At 69.4% G+C, this 17,832-nt stretch carries 11 protein-coding genes; 9 read left to right on the top strand and 2 right to left on the bottom strand.

The window, feature by feature from the left end; all coding sequences use genetic code 11:
* Nucleotides 1-910 precede the first annotated feature (910 nt).
* Nucleotides 911-1,183 (bottom strand): hypothetical protein, encoded by a 273-nt coding sequence (locus IPI43_11155; protein MBK7774675.1) that lies wholly within the window; start codon nt 1,181-1,183, stop codon nt 911-913.
* A 2,001-nt stretch (nt 1,184-3,184) separates the two neighbouring features.
* On the opposite strand from IPI43_11155, the gene IPI43_11160 reads away from it, so the two are divergent.
* The 9 genes from IPI43_11160 (at nt 3,185) to IPI43_11200 (ending at nt 16,760) form a co-directional block, all read left to right on the top strand.
* Complete coding sequence (locus tag IPI43_11160; GenBank protein MBK7774676.1) at nt 3,185-4,054, top strand: sulfotransferase; 870 nt, start codon at nt 3,185-3,187, stop codon at nt 4,052-4,054.
* Between the two features lie 183 nt (nt 4,055-4,237).
* Nucleotides 4,238-5,056 carry a DUF1214 domain-containing protein gene (locus tag IPI43_11165; protein MBK7774677.1) on the top strand — a complete coding sequence of 273 codons (819 nt, stop codon included), beginning with the start codon at nt 4,238-4,240 and terminating at the stop codon, nt 5,054-5,056.
* Nucleotides 5,053-5,196 carry a hypothetical protein gene (locus IPI43_11170; protein MBK7774678.1) on the top strand — a complete coding sequence of 48 codons (144 nt, stop codon included), beginning with the start codon at nt 5,053-5,055 and terminating at the stop codon, nt 5,194-5,196. The genes IPI43_11165 and IPI43_11170 overlap by 4 nt, the downstream gene beginning before the upstream one ends.
* Nucleotides 5,193-5,903, top strand: a complete 711-nt coding sequence (locus IPI43_11175) for a helix-turn-helix transcriptional regulator (GenBank protein MBK7774679.1) — start codon at nt 5,193-5,195, stop codon at nt 5,901-5,903. The genes IPI43_11170 and IPI43_11175 overlap by 4 nt, the downstream gene beginning before the upstream one ends.
* 19 nt (nt 5,904-5,922) lie before the next feature.
* Entirely contained in the window at nt 5,923-6,801 is an 879-nt protein-coding gene (locus IPI43_11180) for an SDR family NAD(P)-dependent oxidoreductase (GenBank protein MBK7774680.1), read from the top strand.
* Nucleotides 6,798-8,417 carry an FAD-binding oxidoreductase gene (locus IPI43_11185; protein MBK7774681.1) on the top strand — a complete coding sequence of 540 codons (1,620 nt, stop codon included), beginning with the start codon at nt 6,798-6,800 and terminating at the stop codon, nt 8,415-8,417. Before IPI43_11180 ends, IPI43_11185 begins: the two co-directional genes overlap by 4 nt.
* Nucleotides 8,418-8,825: 408 nt before the next feature.
* Entirely contained in the window at nt 8,826-9,824 is a 999-nt protein-coding gene (locus IPI43_11190) for a putative metal-binding motif-containing protein (protein ID MBK7774682.1), read from the top strand.
* Between the two features lie 328 nt (nt 9,825-10,152).
* Nucleotides 10,153-13,260, top strand: a complete 3,108-nt coding sequence (locus IPI43_11195) for a hypothetical protein (protein MBK7774683.1) — start codon at nt 10,153-10,155, stop codon at nt 13,258-13,260.
* Nucleotides 13,257-16,760, top strand: coding sequence for a hypothetical protein (locus IPI43_11200; protein MBK7774684.1), 3,504 nt, complete (start codon nt 13,257-13,259; stop codon nt 16,758-16,760). Before IPI43_11195 ends, IPI43_11200 begins: the two co-directional genes overlap by 4 nt.
* 67 nt (nt 16,761-16,827) lie before the next feature.
* Here the strand turns inward: IPI43_11200 and IPI43_11205 are convergent, their stop codons facing one another.
* The gene (locus IPI43_11205) at nt 16,828-17,766 is read right to left on the bottom strand and encodes a glycoside hydrolase family protein (GenBank protein MBK7774685.1); all 939 of its coding nucleotides are present in this window, start codon (nt 17,764-17,766) and stop codon (nt 16,828-16,830) included.
* Nucleotides 17,767-17,832: the final 66 nt, after the last annotated feature.

Below are 17,832 nucleotides of genomic sequence, written 5' to 3' on the forward strand. Positions count from 1 at the left end.
CCAGGCGCTGCTCGCCGTGTTTGCCGCAGACGGAACGTCGTTCGCGCGTGGACGCGGGGCCGCCAGACTACGACGGAGGTCATCCGCGACGTGCTGGCGGTGGACGGAGGTGTCCTGCTGGTGGGCGAGGCGCGCTCGACCACGGTGGACTCTCGCAGCTTTCATGAAGTTGTCGGTGGACGGCACGCTTCGTGGGCGCGGGCACGTCCAAGGCGGTGCGGGCGCGACCGGAGCCGCTCCTGGCGACCGGCACGAGACTCACGACGGTGACCTCATCCTCGGCGGCTGGCACTACGCGACGACGACGCGCGCGCCGCCCTTGCGGCTGCCGGCCGACGGCCGGCGCGAGCCCCGCGTGGGTCAGGCGCTGACGACCGGGGTGCCGCTCATCCTGGGGCTAGAGCCCCGCACGCCGCACCAGCTGAGGACCGGCGAGCTGCGCGTCACGGGTCGCTTCTGCGCGCTCCGGCGGCGACGAGCTGTTCGCGGCAGGCACGGACTCGCATCGGACGCTTCGCGTGGTTGGCTGGTACGGCGGCGTGGCGACCAGGGCCCGCCGGCGTCGATCTATCAAATCCGCTCAGGGCGGTCTGCTCCCGGCGAGTTCTTCGGCCACGGTGGATTCCGTCCCGGGGAGCGCCTGTGGCTGCTCGACGTGCCCAACCCCAACGGCGAGATCACCTTCGAGCGGACAGCAACGCGGTCACCGAGCCGCTGGCGTTCACGACGACGGTCGGTTGCCCCGAGCCGCTGGACGCCGCGCTGCAGGTCGTCCTCACCGCTGGGGCTGAACTCGCAGGTCGTGACGAGCGCAGCGGCCCCCGTCGTGACCGACCGCGCTCTCTGACTGCGGTCGAGCGCGGCGACGAGCGCGGGGCAACCCCGCGCTCGCGGACGGTGTCCGTGTCCGCTACTGGCAGACCTGGATGTCGGGGTTGGCCTCCGCGCCCTCGTCGGGGTCGTCGCACTCGAGCGACGACGGTGAGGTCTCGTGCGTGAAGCAGCAGTCCGGGTTTGGCCGCCGTAGGCCTCGCAGGTCCCGGCGTTGCAGCCGCCCCAGTTGAGCGTGTGGAAGCCCGTGTCGCGGTCCTTGCCCCAGCTGAAGCTGCGACAGCCGGGCCAAGATCGGGCCGCAGTGTCCTCGCAGCGCATCACGCCGCTCGCCGAGGGCGCGCTCGGCCACGAAGCCGTCGATGACGTCGCGCAGGTGGCGCCGACTCCTTTCGCCCCCGGCGCCTGCCGCAGCGTGAAGGAGCCGTGCGCGCCGTTCGCTTGGTCGTGCTCGGCTTCGGAGTTGGCGCACTCGTGGCAGGCCGTGACCGGTCATGGCGGCAGACCCGCCGGCGGGCACCCACCCAGCCTTCACATGCGCGCTTGCGCCAGTAGTTGATGCGCGCGAGGCAGCTTGTGCCCTCGGTGCGCCAGTGGCGCGCGGTGTCGTGCGGCCCGCACTCCCAGGCGCACGCCTCGTCGAGAGGGCGGCGGTGCAGGGGCACACCGCTCGCGTAGCGCTCGCCGAAGCAGTTGGCGTTGCCGGGGTGCGTGTCGCAGCTGACCTGCGTCTCGGTCGGGAAGTAGCAGCTGCGGGTGCCGTCGTCCGCCACGTTGATGGAGACCAGGTACAGTGGCCCTCGCCGGGCGCCCGACCCCAGCAACCACCCTCCCGGCACGCGAAGCCCAGCCCGGGTCGGCGATCGGGGCGAAGCTCCATGTCGGGATACTGACCTGACGCCCTCGTCGCAGGCGTAGTACGCGCAGTTGTCGGGCAGACGCCGCGCGGCACACCTCGGTGCACGTGGGCCCGTTCACGTTGCCCCCTCGCGCATTTCACCCAGACCACGTCGGGTCTCCCCCACCACGCAGCGGAGCCCGGCGCGCACTCCCGCCGCTGTCCGTGCGGGTGCCGCCTGGCGTGCTCGCGCCGCGCCCTTCCGCCACCGGGTGAGCCGCTGCAGCTGCACCCGTGGAGCGAGCGGAGGGTCATCATCAGAAACCGCCGTGGATTGTCCAAGTCGCATTTTCCGTCCAGCCTCGCAACAGCTCGGGGTGAACGTGTAGGGCAGCCATCGCGCGACGGTATCCGACCCCGGTGCTGCACGGCGGCGACGAGTCTGGCATCTCATCGCCCATGACTCGTGAGCTTCGGTCGTGGGTGTGGTTGGCGTGATGAGCGTGATGGGCTGCGGGCGGCCGCGGAGGCGCCCGGGGCTGCGGCCGCCGAGGTGACGACCGGGGCCGCGGGGCGTCGGGTGCGGCAGAGCCTCCGCGGCCGCGGAGCCGGAGCCGGTGCTCCCGCGGCGACGGGAGCCGGGGAGCAGGCGTTCGGCGCGCCGTTGGCTGGTGAGCGTGAGCCGGTGGCGCTCCAGCGCGCTGATCGACGACCCCGCGGCCTACACCGGGGTGGTGCGCACCGAGGGGCGAGATCAGCGCGGTGTGTCAGAACATGGGCTGCTGGATGGAGCTGCGCGACGAGCAGGCGCGGGCGGTTCGCGTGTGCCGATGGCGGGGCACGCTTTCTTCCGCTGCTCGCGACGTGAGCGGGCGGCGGCGCTGGTGGAGGGCCGCTCAACGTGCGTCCGCTGGAGCGCGGCAGAGCGCGAGCACCCGCGGCCGAGGGCGCGACCGCCACGGACGTGGGCCTCGAGCTGAGCGCCACCAGCGTCGTGGCGCGGGCGGCCGTCGAGCCGAGCGCAACGCTGTAGGCCCAACGCCGAGTTAACGCACTTGACAAATCGCCGCCGCCGCGATCGTGCGGGTCCGTGACTGTCCTCCCGCCGCCACCGCACCGGCCCTTCGGTGCGCCTCGTCAACGGGGTGGGGCGGGTCGCGGGTCGGGCGCTCGGGCCGCGGCCCAGTCCGGCGGCCGAGGTCTCTCCGCGCGGAGGCTGTCGCGCGCACGGGTTTTCGACGACTTCGGCCCGCTGGACTTCGTCGAGGGGCTCGAGTGCTTGATCGACTCGCTCGAGCGCGAGGCCCAGCTGCATGTCATTGGCCGCATCTCGGCAAAGACGCAGATCGTGGACGCGCTCAGCGTGCGGCTCGAGCTCCTGGCGCATCGCAAGGCCCACCCGGAGGTCGACGGCGAGCGCATCGAGCGGCCGCTGTTCGTGCTCGGGCTGCCGCGCACCGGCACCACCATCCTCTACGAGCTGTCGCGCTCGACCCGTCGAGCCGTTCGCCGGTCATGGGGAACTCAGTCGCCTCGTGTCCGCCGCCCGAGCCGGAGACGTACGCGAACGACCCGCGCATCGCGCCCATCGAGCAGCACCTCGCGCGCTTCCGCCGGATGGTACCCACGCTGGACGCCATTCATCCCATGGGCGCCACGCTGCCGCAGGAGTGCCTCGTGACGATGGCGCCCAGCTTCCGGAGCTACCAGTTCCGCTCAGCTTCCACGTGCCCAGCTACGTGCAGTGGTGCACGCAGGCGGATCTCGCGCCGGCCTACCACTTTCATCGCTTCTTCCTGCAGCACCTCCAGTCGCGCTTTCGGCGTGAGCGCTGGGTGCCGAAGTCGCCGGCGCACCTGGGTCAGCTGGACGCGCTCCTCGCCATGTACCCCGACGCGCGTCATCCAGACGCACCGCGACCCGGTCGAGGTCATCCCCTCGGTCTCGAGCTTGCACCACGTGGTGCGGGGCTTTGGCAGCGACGGGCTGGACCCGCGCTGGGCGCGGCGCAAGGAGTACTGGGGCAGCGCGCTCACACGCACCATGGCGAGCCGCGACCAACGCCCGGACCTCGCCCAGCAGTTCACCGACGTGCACTTCGAGGAGCTGCTCGCGGACCCCATCGCCGGTGGAGCGGGTGTACGCGCACTTCCAGATGCCCTCGTGCCGTCCACCGTGGACGCATGCGCGCATATCTCGCGGCGCACCCCGCGGCGTGCATGGGCAGCATCAGTACTCGCTCGAGATGTTCCGGCTGAACGCGGCCGGGGTGGCCGAGAAGTTCGGCGCGTATCGCGCGCGCCATGGATACGACGTGGGGCCAAGCGCCCGCAGCGAGAACGAGCCAGCCATGAGCACAGAACCCGTGATGACCAGCGTGAGTGAGCGCGCCTTCCTGAGCCTGCTAGACCAGCTGCGCGAGGCCGCCTCGGTGGTGACGGGGGCCGAAGGGCGCCCAGTCCGAGCGCGAGCGGGCCGAGGGGTTTCGCTACCTCACGCGCGTGCTGCGCTCGTCGCTCGAGATGCACCTCCGAGAGCGACGACCCGCTGCGCCCTCAGCTGACGCGCATGCTGTCGCCCACCAAGAAGTTCCTGGGGGACAACCCCGACACCGACTACGACTACGTGGCGCTCGATCCGCGTGAGCAGTACGTGATCCGCGGGCGCAAGACCGACGTCACCTATCTGGGCTTCTGCGTCTACAGCCGCGCCGAGGAGGGGGGCATCGAAGTCGGCAGCAACCTGTCGGACGCGGAGCTCGAGCTGGGCGACGACGGAAGCTTCGAGATCCACCTGTCGGCCGAGCGCCCCGCGGGGGCCAAGCACTGGCTAGAGCTGCCAGAGCGGGCGTACGCCATGCTGGTGCGCCAGTACTTCTTCGATCGGCAGCGGGAGACGCGCGCGCCCTTCACCATCGAGCGCGTGCCCGCAGACATGCCCGCGCCAGGGCCCCTGACCGAGGCAGAGCTGGCGGAGAAGTTTGCGCGGGTGGGTCAGTACGTCATCGACACGGCCGATCTCTCGGCTTCGCTGTCGGTCTTTGCGCTGATGAACCCCGTCACCGACGCGCGCATGCGCAAAGGCGGCGAGGTGGTAGACGGAGAGGTCGACGCGGAGCGCGTGGCCCGCAACGAGGCGCTGCTCGAGAGCATCGACCCGAGCGTGATCCTGGGCCACATGCCCACGCCCGACATCGACTACACGGGCGCGTCCTTCGAGCTGGCCGACGACGAGGCGGTGATCGTGACGGGCACGGCGCGCGCGCGCGCTACTGGTCGGTGCAGGTCTTCAACCGCTGGCTCGAGTCCCCCGACTACCGCTTTCGGCGGGTGTCGCTCAACTCCGCCCAGGTCGCGCTCGACGCCGACCGAACGTTTCGCATCGTGATCGCCGCGCACGACCCGGGCGTGCCGAACTGGCTGGACACGGCAGGCCTCGCCGCAGGCCAGATCGCGCTGCGCGCCCTGCTGAGCGAAGACGAGCTCGAGGTGGAGTTTCACCGCGTGAAGCTCGCGGACGTGTCGTGACCGGCGCAGCCGCACGGCGCCCCAACACGCGCAGCGCGGACACCCGCACGAAGCTGCTGGAGACGGCCGAGCGGCTGTTCGCGCTCGAGGGCATCGACGCGGTGTCCATGCGCCGCGTCGCGACCGAGGCCGGGCAGCGCAACTGCAACGCGCTACAGTACCACTTCGGCACCCGCGAGCTGTTGATCGACGCCATCGTCGAGGCGCGCATGACGCCCCTCAACCAGCGGCGCCGCGCGCTGCTCGAGGAGGCCCTCGGGCGCACCGAGGGAAAGCCCAGCGCGGAGGACCTGGTGGTGGCGCTGGTCGTGCCCATGGTCGAGCAGCTGCTCGATGTGGAGCGCGGGTCCAGCTACGTGCGCTTCATGGGCGAGCTCTTCGCGCGCGGCGAAGCGAAGGGCGCGCTGGCCACGCCGCGTCCTTGGAACGACGCCTTCTTCGAGACCGTCTCGCACCTGCGCCGCGCGCTCTCGTCCATCCCCGAAGACGTCCTCGGCACCCGCATCTTCCTCATGGCGGGGCAGATGGTGCAGGCCACGGCGGCGGCCGGCTCGAGGTGCGCGACCTCGAAGGCGACGCCCGGTCGGCTCGCGTCACGCGCTTTGCGGAACAGCTGGTGGACTACGTGGCGGGTGCCCTGGCCGCGCCGAGCCGCGCCTCGCTGGTGGGGCGCGTGGGACGAGGGCTCGTCGGGCCCGGGCCTGTGACGAACACGGAGGTGCCCTCGTGAGCCGCCGTGTCGCCATCGTCACGGGTGCGTCGTCGGGCATTGGCTACGCCACGGCGCTGCAGCTCGCAAAGGGTGGCTTCGATGTGGTGCTCTCCGCTCGCCGCGAGGAGCTGCTGCAAGAACTCGCGCGCGCCGTCGAAGCGCATGGCGCGCAGGCTCACGTGGTCGCGGCCGATCTCGCCGAGGGCGCTGACACCACCCACCTCGCCCAGAGCGCGCTCCAGCGCTTTGGCGAGGTGGACCTGCTGGTGAACAACGCGGGCTACGGACCGCCGTTCCCGCTCGAGCAGATGGACCGCGACGCGCTCCGCCACGTGTTCGACGTGAACCTGCTGGCCGGCATGCAGCTGGTGGGGGAACTCACGCCCATGTGGCGTGCGCGCGGTGGCGGCCGCGTCATCAACATGAGCTCCCTCACGCGCTACGTGGCGTCGCCCGTCACCAGCGCATACGCCGCGACCAAAGCCGGCATGGAGGCGGCCACGCGCGCGCTCCGCCTCGAGCTCGCGCCGTGGAACGTGCAGCTCTCGGTGATCATCCCGGGCTTCGTGGACACCCCCACGTTCGACAAGGCCCGCGAAGAAGGGCGCGAGGCCCGCGAGGACCGGGCCAACCCGTATCAGGCGTACCTCGAGCGCCTGGACGGGTTCGCCCAGACCCAGCTCGCGCGCGCCATATCGCCGGACGCGGTCGCGCAGGTGGTGCTGAAGGCCGCCAACGCCAAGCGCCCGCAGGAGCGCTACTTCGTGCCCTTTTCGTCCCGCGTCGCCGCGTTGACCCTCGGGGGCATGCCCGCCTCGTTGCGCGAAGCGATCCTGAAGAAGCTGTACCGCTGGGAGCCCGACTCCGCAGCCCACCGTCCGAGGACTCCATGAAGAACGACAGCAGGCTCGAAGCGTGGGTGGAGCAACACCGTGAGCTGCTCTTGATCTCGAGCGTGTTGCCGCTCGGCAAGGCCTACTCGGTGGTCGAGAGCTTCGAGCGCAAGCGCAACGCGCCCGACCCGGCGGCGCACGATGCGCGCGTGAGCCGTGTGGCCCGTGAGGTGAAGCAGTACGCGGACAAGCGCGCGCGCGAGGGCGCTGCGGCGGTGGGTCCCCTGCGCACCGATCGCAAACCCAACGCTTCGCTGAACACACGCGCCACGGACAAGTCGCGCGCCTCCAAGGTGCAGATGGGGGACCTGCGCGCCATCCTGGGCGTGAACCGCGAGCGCGGCACCGTGCGCGTGGAGCCCTTCGCCACCACCGGCGAGGTCGCCACCTACCTCGACGCGCAGGGGCTACAGCTCGAGGCCACCATCGAGATGGAGGACGCCACACTGGGCGGGCTGGTGCTGGCCATCGGCATGACCACCCACTCGCACGTCTCGGGGCTCGTGCACGACACGGTCGAGGCGTACGAGCTGGTGACCGCGCACGGCGAAGTCCTTCGCGTCACACGCGACGGAGAGCACGCCGACCTCTTCCGCGCGCTCCCGTGGAGCCACGGCACGCTGGGCTTGTTGGTGGCGCTCGAGCTGCGCGTGGTCCCGGCCCCCACACACGTGCGCTTGGTGTACCGCCCCTTCTTCGACCTCGACGAGTACTGCCGCGAGCACGAGCGCCTGCTCCGCTTGGACTCGCCACCGTTCTTCTTGGAGGCGCAGGTCTTCGGTCGCCACCGCGCCGTGATCCTCGAGGGCTACCTGGCCTCTCCGGAGGAAGTGGCGAGTGGCCGGCTCCCCATCAACGACGTGAACCACTGGCGCAAGCCCTTCTTCTTCAAGCACGTGGAGAGCATGCTCGCGCTCCCCGCGGGCGTTCGGGTGGAGGAGCTGGTTCCGACCTACTCGTTCCTCATGCGGCACGAGCGCAGCATGTGCATGACGCTCGGGCAGCTGCTGCCCACTGCCAACGAGAAGTGGTTCCGCAACACGCTGGGCTGGACGCTGCCGCCCAACCTGCGCGTGCTCAAGTCGCTGCGGCCCGAGGGCGAGCGCGAGCGCGCGCTGCGCAAGCAGGTCTACCAGGACTTCGCGTTCCCGGCCGAGCACCTGCGCGAGATGCTGGACCACGTGGACCAGACCTTCGAGATCTACCCGTTGCTCGTCTATCCGTGCCGCGTGGTGGACCGTGGCGGCATGGTCCGCGTGAAGGGGCAGCATGGTCAGCCGTGGGACCAGCAGGAGCGCAGCGCCCTCTACTTGAACTTCGGCATCTACGGGTTCCCGCGCGCCATCCGCGAAGGCGCAGAGCAGTACCCCACCATCACCAAGGTGCGCGAGCTAGAGGCCATGGTGCGCGAGCGCGGCGGCTTCCTGCACACGTACGTGGACGTGCTGAGCACCGAAGCCGAGTTCGAGACCATGTTCGACCACGGACTCTGGCGGCAGATGCGGGTGCGCTATGGCGCGGAGGGCGTGCTGCCGACCATCTTCGAGAAGGTCCGCCCCGAGGTCGACGTGACGGGGTTCTTGGCGGAGGAGGAAGGCTGGATCCGCGGGCAGTAGCGCGCCGCGCTACTCCCTCGTTTGGGGAGAGGACGTGGCCCGGGATGTAGTGACAAGCTGGGCATGATGCGGCCCGTCCGAGTAGCAGGCTCCGTGCTAGCGCAAACGCCAACGAGCGGCCGCGCGATCAACTGTATCGATATCCTGGCGACCGCGCTGCGCTCTGGCTGGCTCGTGGGGGTGGTTTGCCTGTTTGCCTGCTCGCCCGTTGCAGAGCCACCAATGGTGGACGCGGGCACCTGCATGCAGGCGATCGATTGCGACGATGGCTCGTTCTGCAATGGAGAGGAGCGCTGTGCGCCGGATGCGGCATCCTCCGACGCCAGCGGATGCGCGGCGGGTACGCCCCCATGTCCGCTACCGCTGATTTGCGACGAGTACGCTCGCACGTGCACGGAAGCCTGTGGCGTGCGGGATGCCGACGGGGATGGGTTCCTCTCCATTTCATGTGGAGGCAACGACTGTGATGACGAGGATCCTCACCGCTTCCCGGGAAACATCGAGGTCTGTGACGACGGGCTCACCCGACAGCGCGATGAGGACTGCGATCCGACCACGTTCGGGTTTCAGGACGCAGACGCTGATGGTGAGGTCTCCGCGTCGTGCTGCAATACCCGGGCAGACGGCACCCTTTTCTGTGGGAGCGACTGCGATGACCGAAGCATCCTGCGTCGCGCCTTCCAAGTGGAGCTCTGCGACGTGGTGGACAACGACTGCGACGGCGTGGTCGACGAGCAGACCATGAGCGTGGAGTGGTATGCGGATGCCGACGGCGATGGGTTCGGCGAAGCCCTAGCGAGCATGTCTAGCTGCACCCCCGTGCCCAGCCACAGCCTCTCGCCGAGCGACTGCGACGACAGCGAGGCACGGCGGCACCCCGCGCAGCTCGAATTGTGTGACTTGGTCGACAACGACTGCGACTCGCGGGTGGACGAAGGCGGCAGGTGTGGAGCCGTGGTGACGCTCGACGCCTCAGGGGGGAGCGCGTATCTCTCGCTCGAGTCGGGGCTCCGCGCGTCGCTACACGTCCCCGTGCATGCGCTCTCTGCACCGGTCATCGTGTCCATGCGCGAGATGACACCCGCAGTGCTTGCCCCGCTGCCCTCAGGCTTCGGAGCGGTGGGGACTGCGTTGGTGCTCACGCCGTACGGGCTCCAGTTCGACGTGGCCATCGCTGTCGCGCTCCCCACGCTCGGCGATGGCGAGACCATCTTGGTGTTGGACAACGAGACCGATGGGACCTGGACGCTCCTCGCCACGACGCGAGCAGGAGGCGTTGCCACCGGGACCCATGACAGCTCGGGGATCTATCTTCTCGCGGCACTGGTTTGCGTCCCCACGCTCGAGATCTGTGACGGGCTGGACAACGACTGCGATGGCCTCATCGACGATGGAGTGTGCGCGTGATGCGTTTGCCGGTGTGGGCGCGAAGCGTGAGGGTTCTGAGCCCCTTGCTCGCCAGCCTGTCCCTCTTGCTCGGGTGCGGAGACGCGGCCGAAGGCGCGCCTGACGGTGGCGTCCGGACGCTCTGCCGCGGGCCTTCAGACTGCAGCGATGGGATGTTTTGCAACGGGGCGGAGCAGTGCCGCCCCGGCGTACTCGGGGCTGACGAGTTCGGCTGCGTCCCCGCCACGAACCCGTGTGGCGTGCGCCTTCGCTGCGACGAGGCAGATCTCCAGTGTGAGAACGACTGTGTTGGCCCATCCGACGCCGACGGCGACGGCCACGATGCGTCGTGTGTGGCGGCGACGACTGCGACGACTCAGACCCAGAGAGGTTCCCCGGCAACATCGAGGTGTGCGACGGAGGCCCACGAACGCGACGCGACGAGGACTGTGATCCCATGACGCTGGGGAACCTGGACGCCGATGGCGATGGAGACGTGGCTGCCGCATGCTGCAATCCGTCACCGGCGGGCGACCTCTGTGGGTTGGACTGTGACGACGGGAGCGATCGGCGCCGGTCTGGCCAAGTGGAGCTCTGTGACGAAGTCGACAACGACTGCGACTCGCGCGTTGATGAGCAGACCCAAGAGGTGCCATGGTTCCCGGACACCGATGGCGACGGCTTTGGCGACCCGGACGGCGCGGTGCAGAGCTGCTTTCCGGTGGCGGGCAGCAGCCTCCTCGGGACGGACTGCAACGACGTGGACGCGCAGGTGCACCCAGGTCTCATCGACATCTGTGACTCGGTCGACACGGACTGCAACGGCGTGGTGGATGACGATCCCCTGTGCGCGGAGTCCGTGGTGGTGCCCAGCGAAGGGGCCACCCTGTCGCTCACCACGACCGGTGGCGTTCACATCGTCGTCGAAGTGCCGGCGGGAGCGGTGCCGGCGGGGACACGGGTGGCTCTCGGAGCAGCGACCAGCGCCTCCGTAGCCAGCCTCAGCGCGGTCGGGACGCTGGAGGATGTGCCCTTCGCGGTCACTCCGCTCGACACCGCCTTCACGCTTCCGTTGCGCATCACGGTCACCACCGGCGGCGTCGCGTCGCAGGTGTTCTACTCCGTGTCGCTCTCCGACGACATGTGGGACGCCGTGCCAGTTGCTCTGAGCGGCGGCATCCTCAGTTTTTCCACGCGCACGTCGGGCGTGTTCACGGTCGTGCGACCGGCATGCACGCCAGCGATCGAGACGTGCGATGGCGTCGACAACGACTGCGACGGACTCGCCGACGAGGGTGGAGTCTGCGCGACCGACGGCGTGTTTAGGCCCGATCCGGTCAGCTGCCCCACAGCCGACGCGGGGGCCGAGACGGTCTTCCACGTGGTGTCGCTGAACGTGCCCACGTTGGACGCCATCGATGGTGGCACGGCAGCAGGGCACGACCTCGACGCTCGCGACAGCACCTGTGGCACGCCGGACTTCGTTGGCCGGGCGGACAACGCGATGGTGGGCCTGGCGGACTCCCTTCACGGCATGGGGCCGTGGCAGCGCTTCTCGCTGCGCAGGGCCTTCACGGAAGCCGTGGCGTGCCGGGACGGCGACACCGCGTGTCACCCGCTCCGCATTCGGGTGCGTGTGCGCCCGGGTGCTGGCTGTGCCGAGCTGCGCATGGAAGACGCCGAGACCGGGGACCCGCTCACCTCGCCGTTCGGTGTGTCGGTGGCGGCGTCCGGGCGCATCACCGGGGCCGCCGAGTCGCTGTCCCTGCCCCTCTCAGTGCGAGCGGGGACGTCGAGCGCCACCGTAGACATCCTACTCGAGCGCGTCATGCTCACGGGCCAGCTGAGCGCAAGCGGCATTCGCGCGCTGACCATCGGCGGTGTGTGGGAAGGCAGCAACGCTGAGTCGGCGCTCCGTGCGGCTGCGCCCGCGCTCTTTCTCGACGACGATGCGACCCCCACCATGGTGGGAGCGGCGGTCGCGTCGCGTCTGGATCTCGACACGCCTGCGGGCACCTGCGCAGGCCTCTCGGTGGGGCTCGTGGGGGAAGCCCTGCCTTGGAACGAGGCGCTGTGTTCTCCCGGCGAGTTCGAAGCCACGCCACCTTCGGGCGGCAGTCCCCGCACGTGCAGCCCGTGTCCACCAGAGACGTTCTCCGACCGCCTCAACGCGAGCACGTGTCAGATGTGGCGCGGCTGCCCGGACGGAACCCTCGTCACCCGCGTGCCCACCGCGAAGCGCGATAGGGTCTGCGGCCCGTTCCAGTGGGCGCGGGCTATCGCCGCCGACGTTGTGCATCGGGACAACGGTGCGGCGGGGCCCTACGCCGTCGCGCCCGGGCTGCTCGCTGGCGTCGTCACGTCAGGGGCAGTCCCAGAGATCCGCGTCGTGGATGAGTCGGGGACCGTCGTCCAGCAATGGACCGTAGCAGGCGCGATCCTCGACGAATTCGAGTGCGCCGTGGACGGCAGTGGGCGGACGCTGTTTGGCGGCGCGTACGTGGCTGGAGCGTTCGCGAGTGACCTCGACGGCATCGTCCGTGCGTTCGACGAGTCTGGCACTCAGATGTGGGGCGCTACCCTGGCGCACTTCCCCTCCGGTGTTGCGTTGCCTCCGCCGACGTCCGCCGAGCGGGTCCGCGGCGTCGCGACGGCTTCAGACGGTCGCGTGGTCGCGGTGGGCACAGCCGAAGGGCCGCTAGGGCAAACCTCCACCAATGTGGCACATCACTTCGCTCGCGCGCTCTTCGACACAGGACTGACCGCGTGGACCTACGAGGATGCGACCTCGGCCGTGCCCACCAGCGTGGCCTTCAGCCCGACCGGTGGGGTGTGCTCCGCAGGGCAGACGCAGCTGGCGTTCGCAGGGCAGACACTGACCGGGAACCGCGATGGCTTCGTGCAGTGCCTCTCGTCGACCGGCAGCCTCCTCTGGACTCGGCTCTTCGGCGCACCAAACACCACCACGTTGGGTCAGGTCGACGTTACGGATCTGGTTGTGTCCGCCAGCTCGGTGTACGTCGTGGGCAGCGTTCGCGGGGCGTTTGCAGCGAACACGAGCGCTGGGGGGAAGGACGCGTTCTTGGCACGCTTGAGTCTCGGCGATGGCACTGTGACGTGGGTGCGTCAGCTCGGTTCCTCGGCGGACGACGTGGCTACCGCGGTCGAGCTCCACCCCGACGGGCGCGTCTTCGTTTTGGGCTACACCGGCGTCGCAGCGACAGGGGCCCCAGAGTTTGGCGCTCTCGATGGCTTCGTGCTGGTGAGCGACCCGAGCGGACACGCCACCGCGCTCCACGCGTTCGGCACTCCCTCCTCCGAGCGCACGTCGGGGCTGACGTTCGACGAACAAGGCGACCTCGTCATCATGCTCGCGACCTTCGGTACACTGCACGGCGTGGCGACCAGCGCCTCGGGACAGGTGTTCGCCGCTCTTCCCACCCTCGAGGCGCCGTGACATTTGGCTGCTCCATCTCCAGTGCTCGCTCGGGTGGGAACAAGAGCGCGGTTGCGCTCTTGATCAGCCTCGCGTTCTGCCCTCTGCTCGGCGCGGGGTGTGACGAGACCCAGGTCGTCCCCCCGTCCGGCGATCCTCTCTGCGTTGCCCCCGCAGACTGCGATGACGGCATCTTCTGCAATGGCCAGGAGGCATGTCTCCCAGGCTTTGCGCTGGCCGACGACTTCGGGTGCGCCCCGGGACCGGCTCGATGCGCGCAGGGCGAGGCGTGCGCCGAGGAGGACCAGACGTGCGCGGTGGATTGTGCCGGGGTGGCGGCCGACCACGACGGCGACGGAGTCATCGCCGTGGCCTGCGGCGGTGCCGACTGCGACGACCACGACCCCGACCGATTCCCGGGGAACGCCGAGACCTGCGATGACGGCGTCGGCGGCATGCACGATGAGGACTGTGACCCGCTGACGTTCGGGGTTGTCGACGCTGATGGGGACGGCGAGGTCGCGAGCTACTGCTGCAACGCTGACCCCGATGGAGTCCACTGCGGCACCGACTGCGATGACGAGTCGCGCGGTCGTCGAGCCGGGCAGCTAGAGGTCTGCGACGGTGCGGACAACGATTGCGACGAGCGGGTGGACGAAGAGACGGCCCCGGTGCCTTGGTACCAAGACGGCGATGGAGATGGGTTCGGTGTCGCCGACACGTTCACCATGAGCTGTGCTCCCGTGGCGGGACACAGCCTGCTCGCCACCGACTGCGATGACACGAACGCCGAGCGGCACCCGGCTCAGCTCGATGCGTGTGACCTGCTGGACAACAACTGCAGCGGGAGCATCGATGAGCTCCCCATCTGCGGGACGGTCACGGCGGTCCCCGCGGAGGGGGCTGTCCTGACACTGGCAACGGCGGCGGGGGTGGACGTCACGCTGCGGGTGCCTGCCGGGGCGTTGCCTGCTGGGACGCCCGTGGCCCTGGGGGAGACTTCCCTGCGGCGCTTGCCCACGCTTCGTCCCAATGAGCGCTTCGCTGGCGTGGCCGTGGCGGTGTCGCCCTTCGAGGCCGCCTTCGGGACGCCGGCTGTGCTGCGGATCCCCACGACGTTGACGAGCCCCGCGGTCTTGGAGCTACGCAACACGTTCGACCCCACGTGGTCGCGCGTGCCCAGCGCGGTCAGCGCGGGTGCGGTGGAGGTGACGACCACCCGCGGCGCCATCTTCGTCCTGGTGGATGTCTCGTGTGACGCCTTGCCGGAGAGCTGCAATGGCCTCGACGACGACTGCGACGCCGCGGTGGACGAAGACGCCTGCGTGGTGTCGAGCGGGCCTCCGTTCTACCCGGCCACGGCGTGTCCCAGCGCCAACTCGTCGCTGGCCCGCATATACCGCATCACTGCGCTAGACCTCCTCGATGCCGCAGGGCTGACGAGCGTGGGTGACTTGGGGCACGACGTGGATGCACGAGGCTCGGTGTGCGGCCACGCCGACCTCCCTGGTGGGATCGACGTCGGCGCCGCGCCTTACCTCACGGCGCTGCGGGCGCTTGCCCCGAGTGAGCCGTGGTCGAACTGGCGTGGGGCGCTCGAGGCGGCCGTTGGGTGTGCATCGTCCAGCTGCGCGTCTCTCGAGCTGCTCGTCTCGCTCTGGCCCGGCACAGGTTGCGCCTCGGTAGAGATCAGCGACGGAGCGACGGGGCGCGCGCTCTCGCAGCGGTTCGGCGTCACGCGATCGAGCGCCGGAGCGTTCGGCGGCGCCGTGCCGGCACTCGAGCTACCCATTCCGTTGACCTCATCGGGTGGTGGCACAGCCACCCTGCGCCTCAGCGCCAGTCATCTCTTGCTGTCTGGCACGGAGGCGGGCGACACGCTCGCCAACCTCGTGCTCGGGGGCGTGCTCGAGAAGCCCGCGCTCGACAATGCCGTTCAAGGCGCCATCGGCCGCTTGGCGGACGCGGCCACCACATCCAACGTGCAGAGCCTCGTCGTCCCCTATCTCGACGTCACGCTCGGCTCCGGCGCCTGCCAGGGCTTGTCGTTCGCCACGGTAGGGACGGCGGAGCGGGTGCGCTGCCCCGATGTCGACTTCGCTTGGGACCATGACGGCAACGTGGACACTGCGTGCCTGCCATGGACAGCCTGTGGCGTGGGTGAGTTCGTCAGCACCCCGGGCAGCCAGATCAGCGACCGTGGCTGCTCCCCGTGCCACCCAGGGTTCTTCACCGCGGCGTCGAACGCGCCGCAGTGTGAGCCATGGACACCGTGCGTGGCGGGCGAGTTCGAGGAGGCTCCAGGGTCTGCGGGCGCAGACCGAGTCTGTGCGAGCGAACCGTGGTCCATGCAGGTCGGCGGGGCTGGGCCGGACGAACTCTGGTCCGTGGCGGGATTCTCCGATGGATCAGCTGTTCTGGCTGGTCGGGGGGACGTCGAACTCACCGCGGGATCCATGGGCGCCTCAGGCGGCATTCTGCGGAGGGTGTCGCGCGCGGGTGCCACCCTGTGGACGTACCCGCACGAGGGCGGCATTCGTGCACAGGTCGCCACTGGTCCGGGCGACCGGGTGGCGCTTGCTTTCGACGCGTCGACTGCCGTGTCCGGGTTCATGGCGCTCGGCGGAACCGACTCGTACGTGCGGCTCTACGATGGCGTCGGAACTCAGCTCTGGACTCGCCAGGTGGCTACGTCGACGGGAGAACTGGTGTGGGATCTCGACATCGCGCCGAACGGATCGGTGATTGTGGTGGGCTCCACCGAAGGTGTCTTGGGAGGGGCGGGCAACGCTGGCGACGAAGACGTGTTCGTTCGCTGCTACAGCGGCACTGGCGCCGTGCTCTGGACACGTCAGCTGGGTACGACCACGGAAGACCGGGCTTACGCGGTGGCCAGCGATGGGTTGCGGGTGATGGTTGGAGGAACGACTGGTGGTGACCTGACTGGAGCTGGCGCGCTGGGATCATGGGATGGGTTCCTCCTGGAGCTGTCGCTCGCCACAGGGGCAACGCTCTCGGCGCGCAGCGTGGGTACGGCACAGTCCGACGAGGTGCGGGCCATACAAATTGCACCGGATGGGGGCGTCGTTGTGGGTGGCCACACGACGGGCATGCTCGGTACCACGGCGCCCAGGGGAAACGACGCGTTCATTCGGCGCTACGCGCCCAACTGGTCGGTCGTCTGGACAGGGCAGTACGCGGACGCGACGATGGACAGCGCCGAGATTTTGAACGCGGTGGCGGTTGCATCGGATGGCAGCGTGATGGCGTGCGGGCACACCAGCGGAACGCTGGAGATCCCGAACGCCGGGTCGACCGACATTTTCTCCGTGCGCGTGAGCGCCGATGGGTCCAGCATCGAACTCCGCCAGCTAGGAACACTCGGAACCGACCGGTGCTTCGACATACTGCTGGATCCGTTCGGATACTACGTCATGGTCGGGGACACGAGCGCCTCGCTGGTAGCCCCTGGAAACTTGGGTTCCTACGACGGGTTCGTGATTCGAGACGCAGTTCCTTGAAGGAGGTGAGGCCTCCACCCGCGCCGTGGCCGACGCACATCCTGCAGCCGCTTCGACCTGCTCGGCTCTACTCCACGCAGCCCGCGCCCGTCGGAGCGTTCACGTACGCCTCGCCGAGAGGCGTGAGCTCGCCGTCGTCGCCCAGCAGGTCCACGTACGGGATGCCCTCGAAGCGGCCCGAGAACCACGCGTAACGCGCGATGCGCGGCTCGCTCTCGAGGTACGCCACGGCGTCTTCCATGAAGGCCACCTGGTCGGCGAAGCTTCCGGCGTTGTCGCAGGCGAACTCGGTGAGCCAGAGCGGCTGCGAGAAGCGCGCCTTGTAGGTCTCGATGTGGTTGATGAGCCACTCGGCCTTGTTGTCGCCTGCAGGGTTGCAGCCCACGTAGATGTGGAACGCCACCGCGTCCACGCGACAGCCGTCGCAAGCGGCGAAGAAGTCGTCCAGGTAGTCGAAGGGGCTGGTGTCCTGGCAGTCGCCGCCGCAGAAGTTCACGGCGGGCGACACGATGGAGAGGCCCAGCGTGTCGGCCACGCGCTCCACCTCGGGCCACAGCACGGCGGCCGCCGTGGCGGAGATGTCGGCCTGGGACCCAAAGTTGGGCTCGTTGAAGCCCAGCAGCCACTCGGTGTCGGCGGGGATGTTCGCGATCACGTCGTCCGCGTCGAAGATGGCTCCCCAGATCATGGGGAGGTACTCCACGCCGGCCGTGCGGTAGGCGCCGTCGCGCAGGTCCACGTCCGGCCGGTCGGCCCAGTTGTACCACCAGGCCACGCTCGACTGGAGAGCCGTCAGGTCAGCCACCGTGTGGTGCCCATAGGCGATGCCGCGCTTGCAGCCCGAGCGCTCCCACACCGAGCCGTCTTGGCTGGCGTCGCGGCCGCCCAGGTCGCGCGTGCCACCGTCGCGTGCGCCGGCGTCACTTCCGCTGTTGGTGGCGTCGGAGCAGCCCGCGCTGGTCAGGAGCGCGAGGCCCAGCAGGTTCAGGATGGCGCGGAGCTTCATGGTGGGGGCCTTGGTTCGTTGCCGTGGGGGATGTCGTACGAGCTTAGAGCATACGCCTCGGCCCGC

The organism is Sandaracinaceae bacterium (assembly GCA_016706685.1).
In the GTDB taxonomy this organism is placed as follows: domain Bacteria; phylum Myxococcota_A; class Polyangia; order Polyangiales; family Houyiibacteriaceae; genus JADJJE01.

Excerpts from the sequence above, each read along its gene's own strand:
- IPI43_11165 (MBK7774677.1), top strand. The coding sequence starts at position 4,238 with ATGCTGTCGCCCACCAAGAAGTTCCTGGGGGACAACCCCGACACCGAC.
- IPI43_11160 (MBK7774676.1), top strand. The coding sequence starts at position 3,185 with ATGGGGAACTCAGTCGCCTCGTGTCCGCCGCCCGAGCCGGAGACGTAC.
- IPI43_11185 (MBK7774681.1), top strand. The coding sequence starts at position 6,798 with ATGAAGAACGACAGCAGGCTCGAAGCGTGGGTGGAGCAACACCGTGAG.
- IPI43_11205 (MBK7774685.1), bottom strand. The coding sequence starts at position 17,766 with ATGAAGCTCCGCGCCATCCTGAACCTGCTGGGCCTCGCGCTCCTGACC.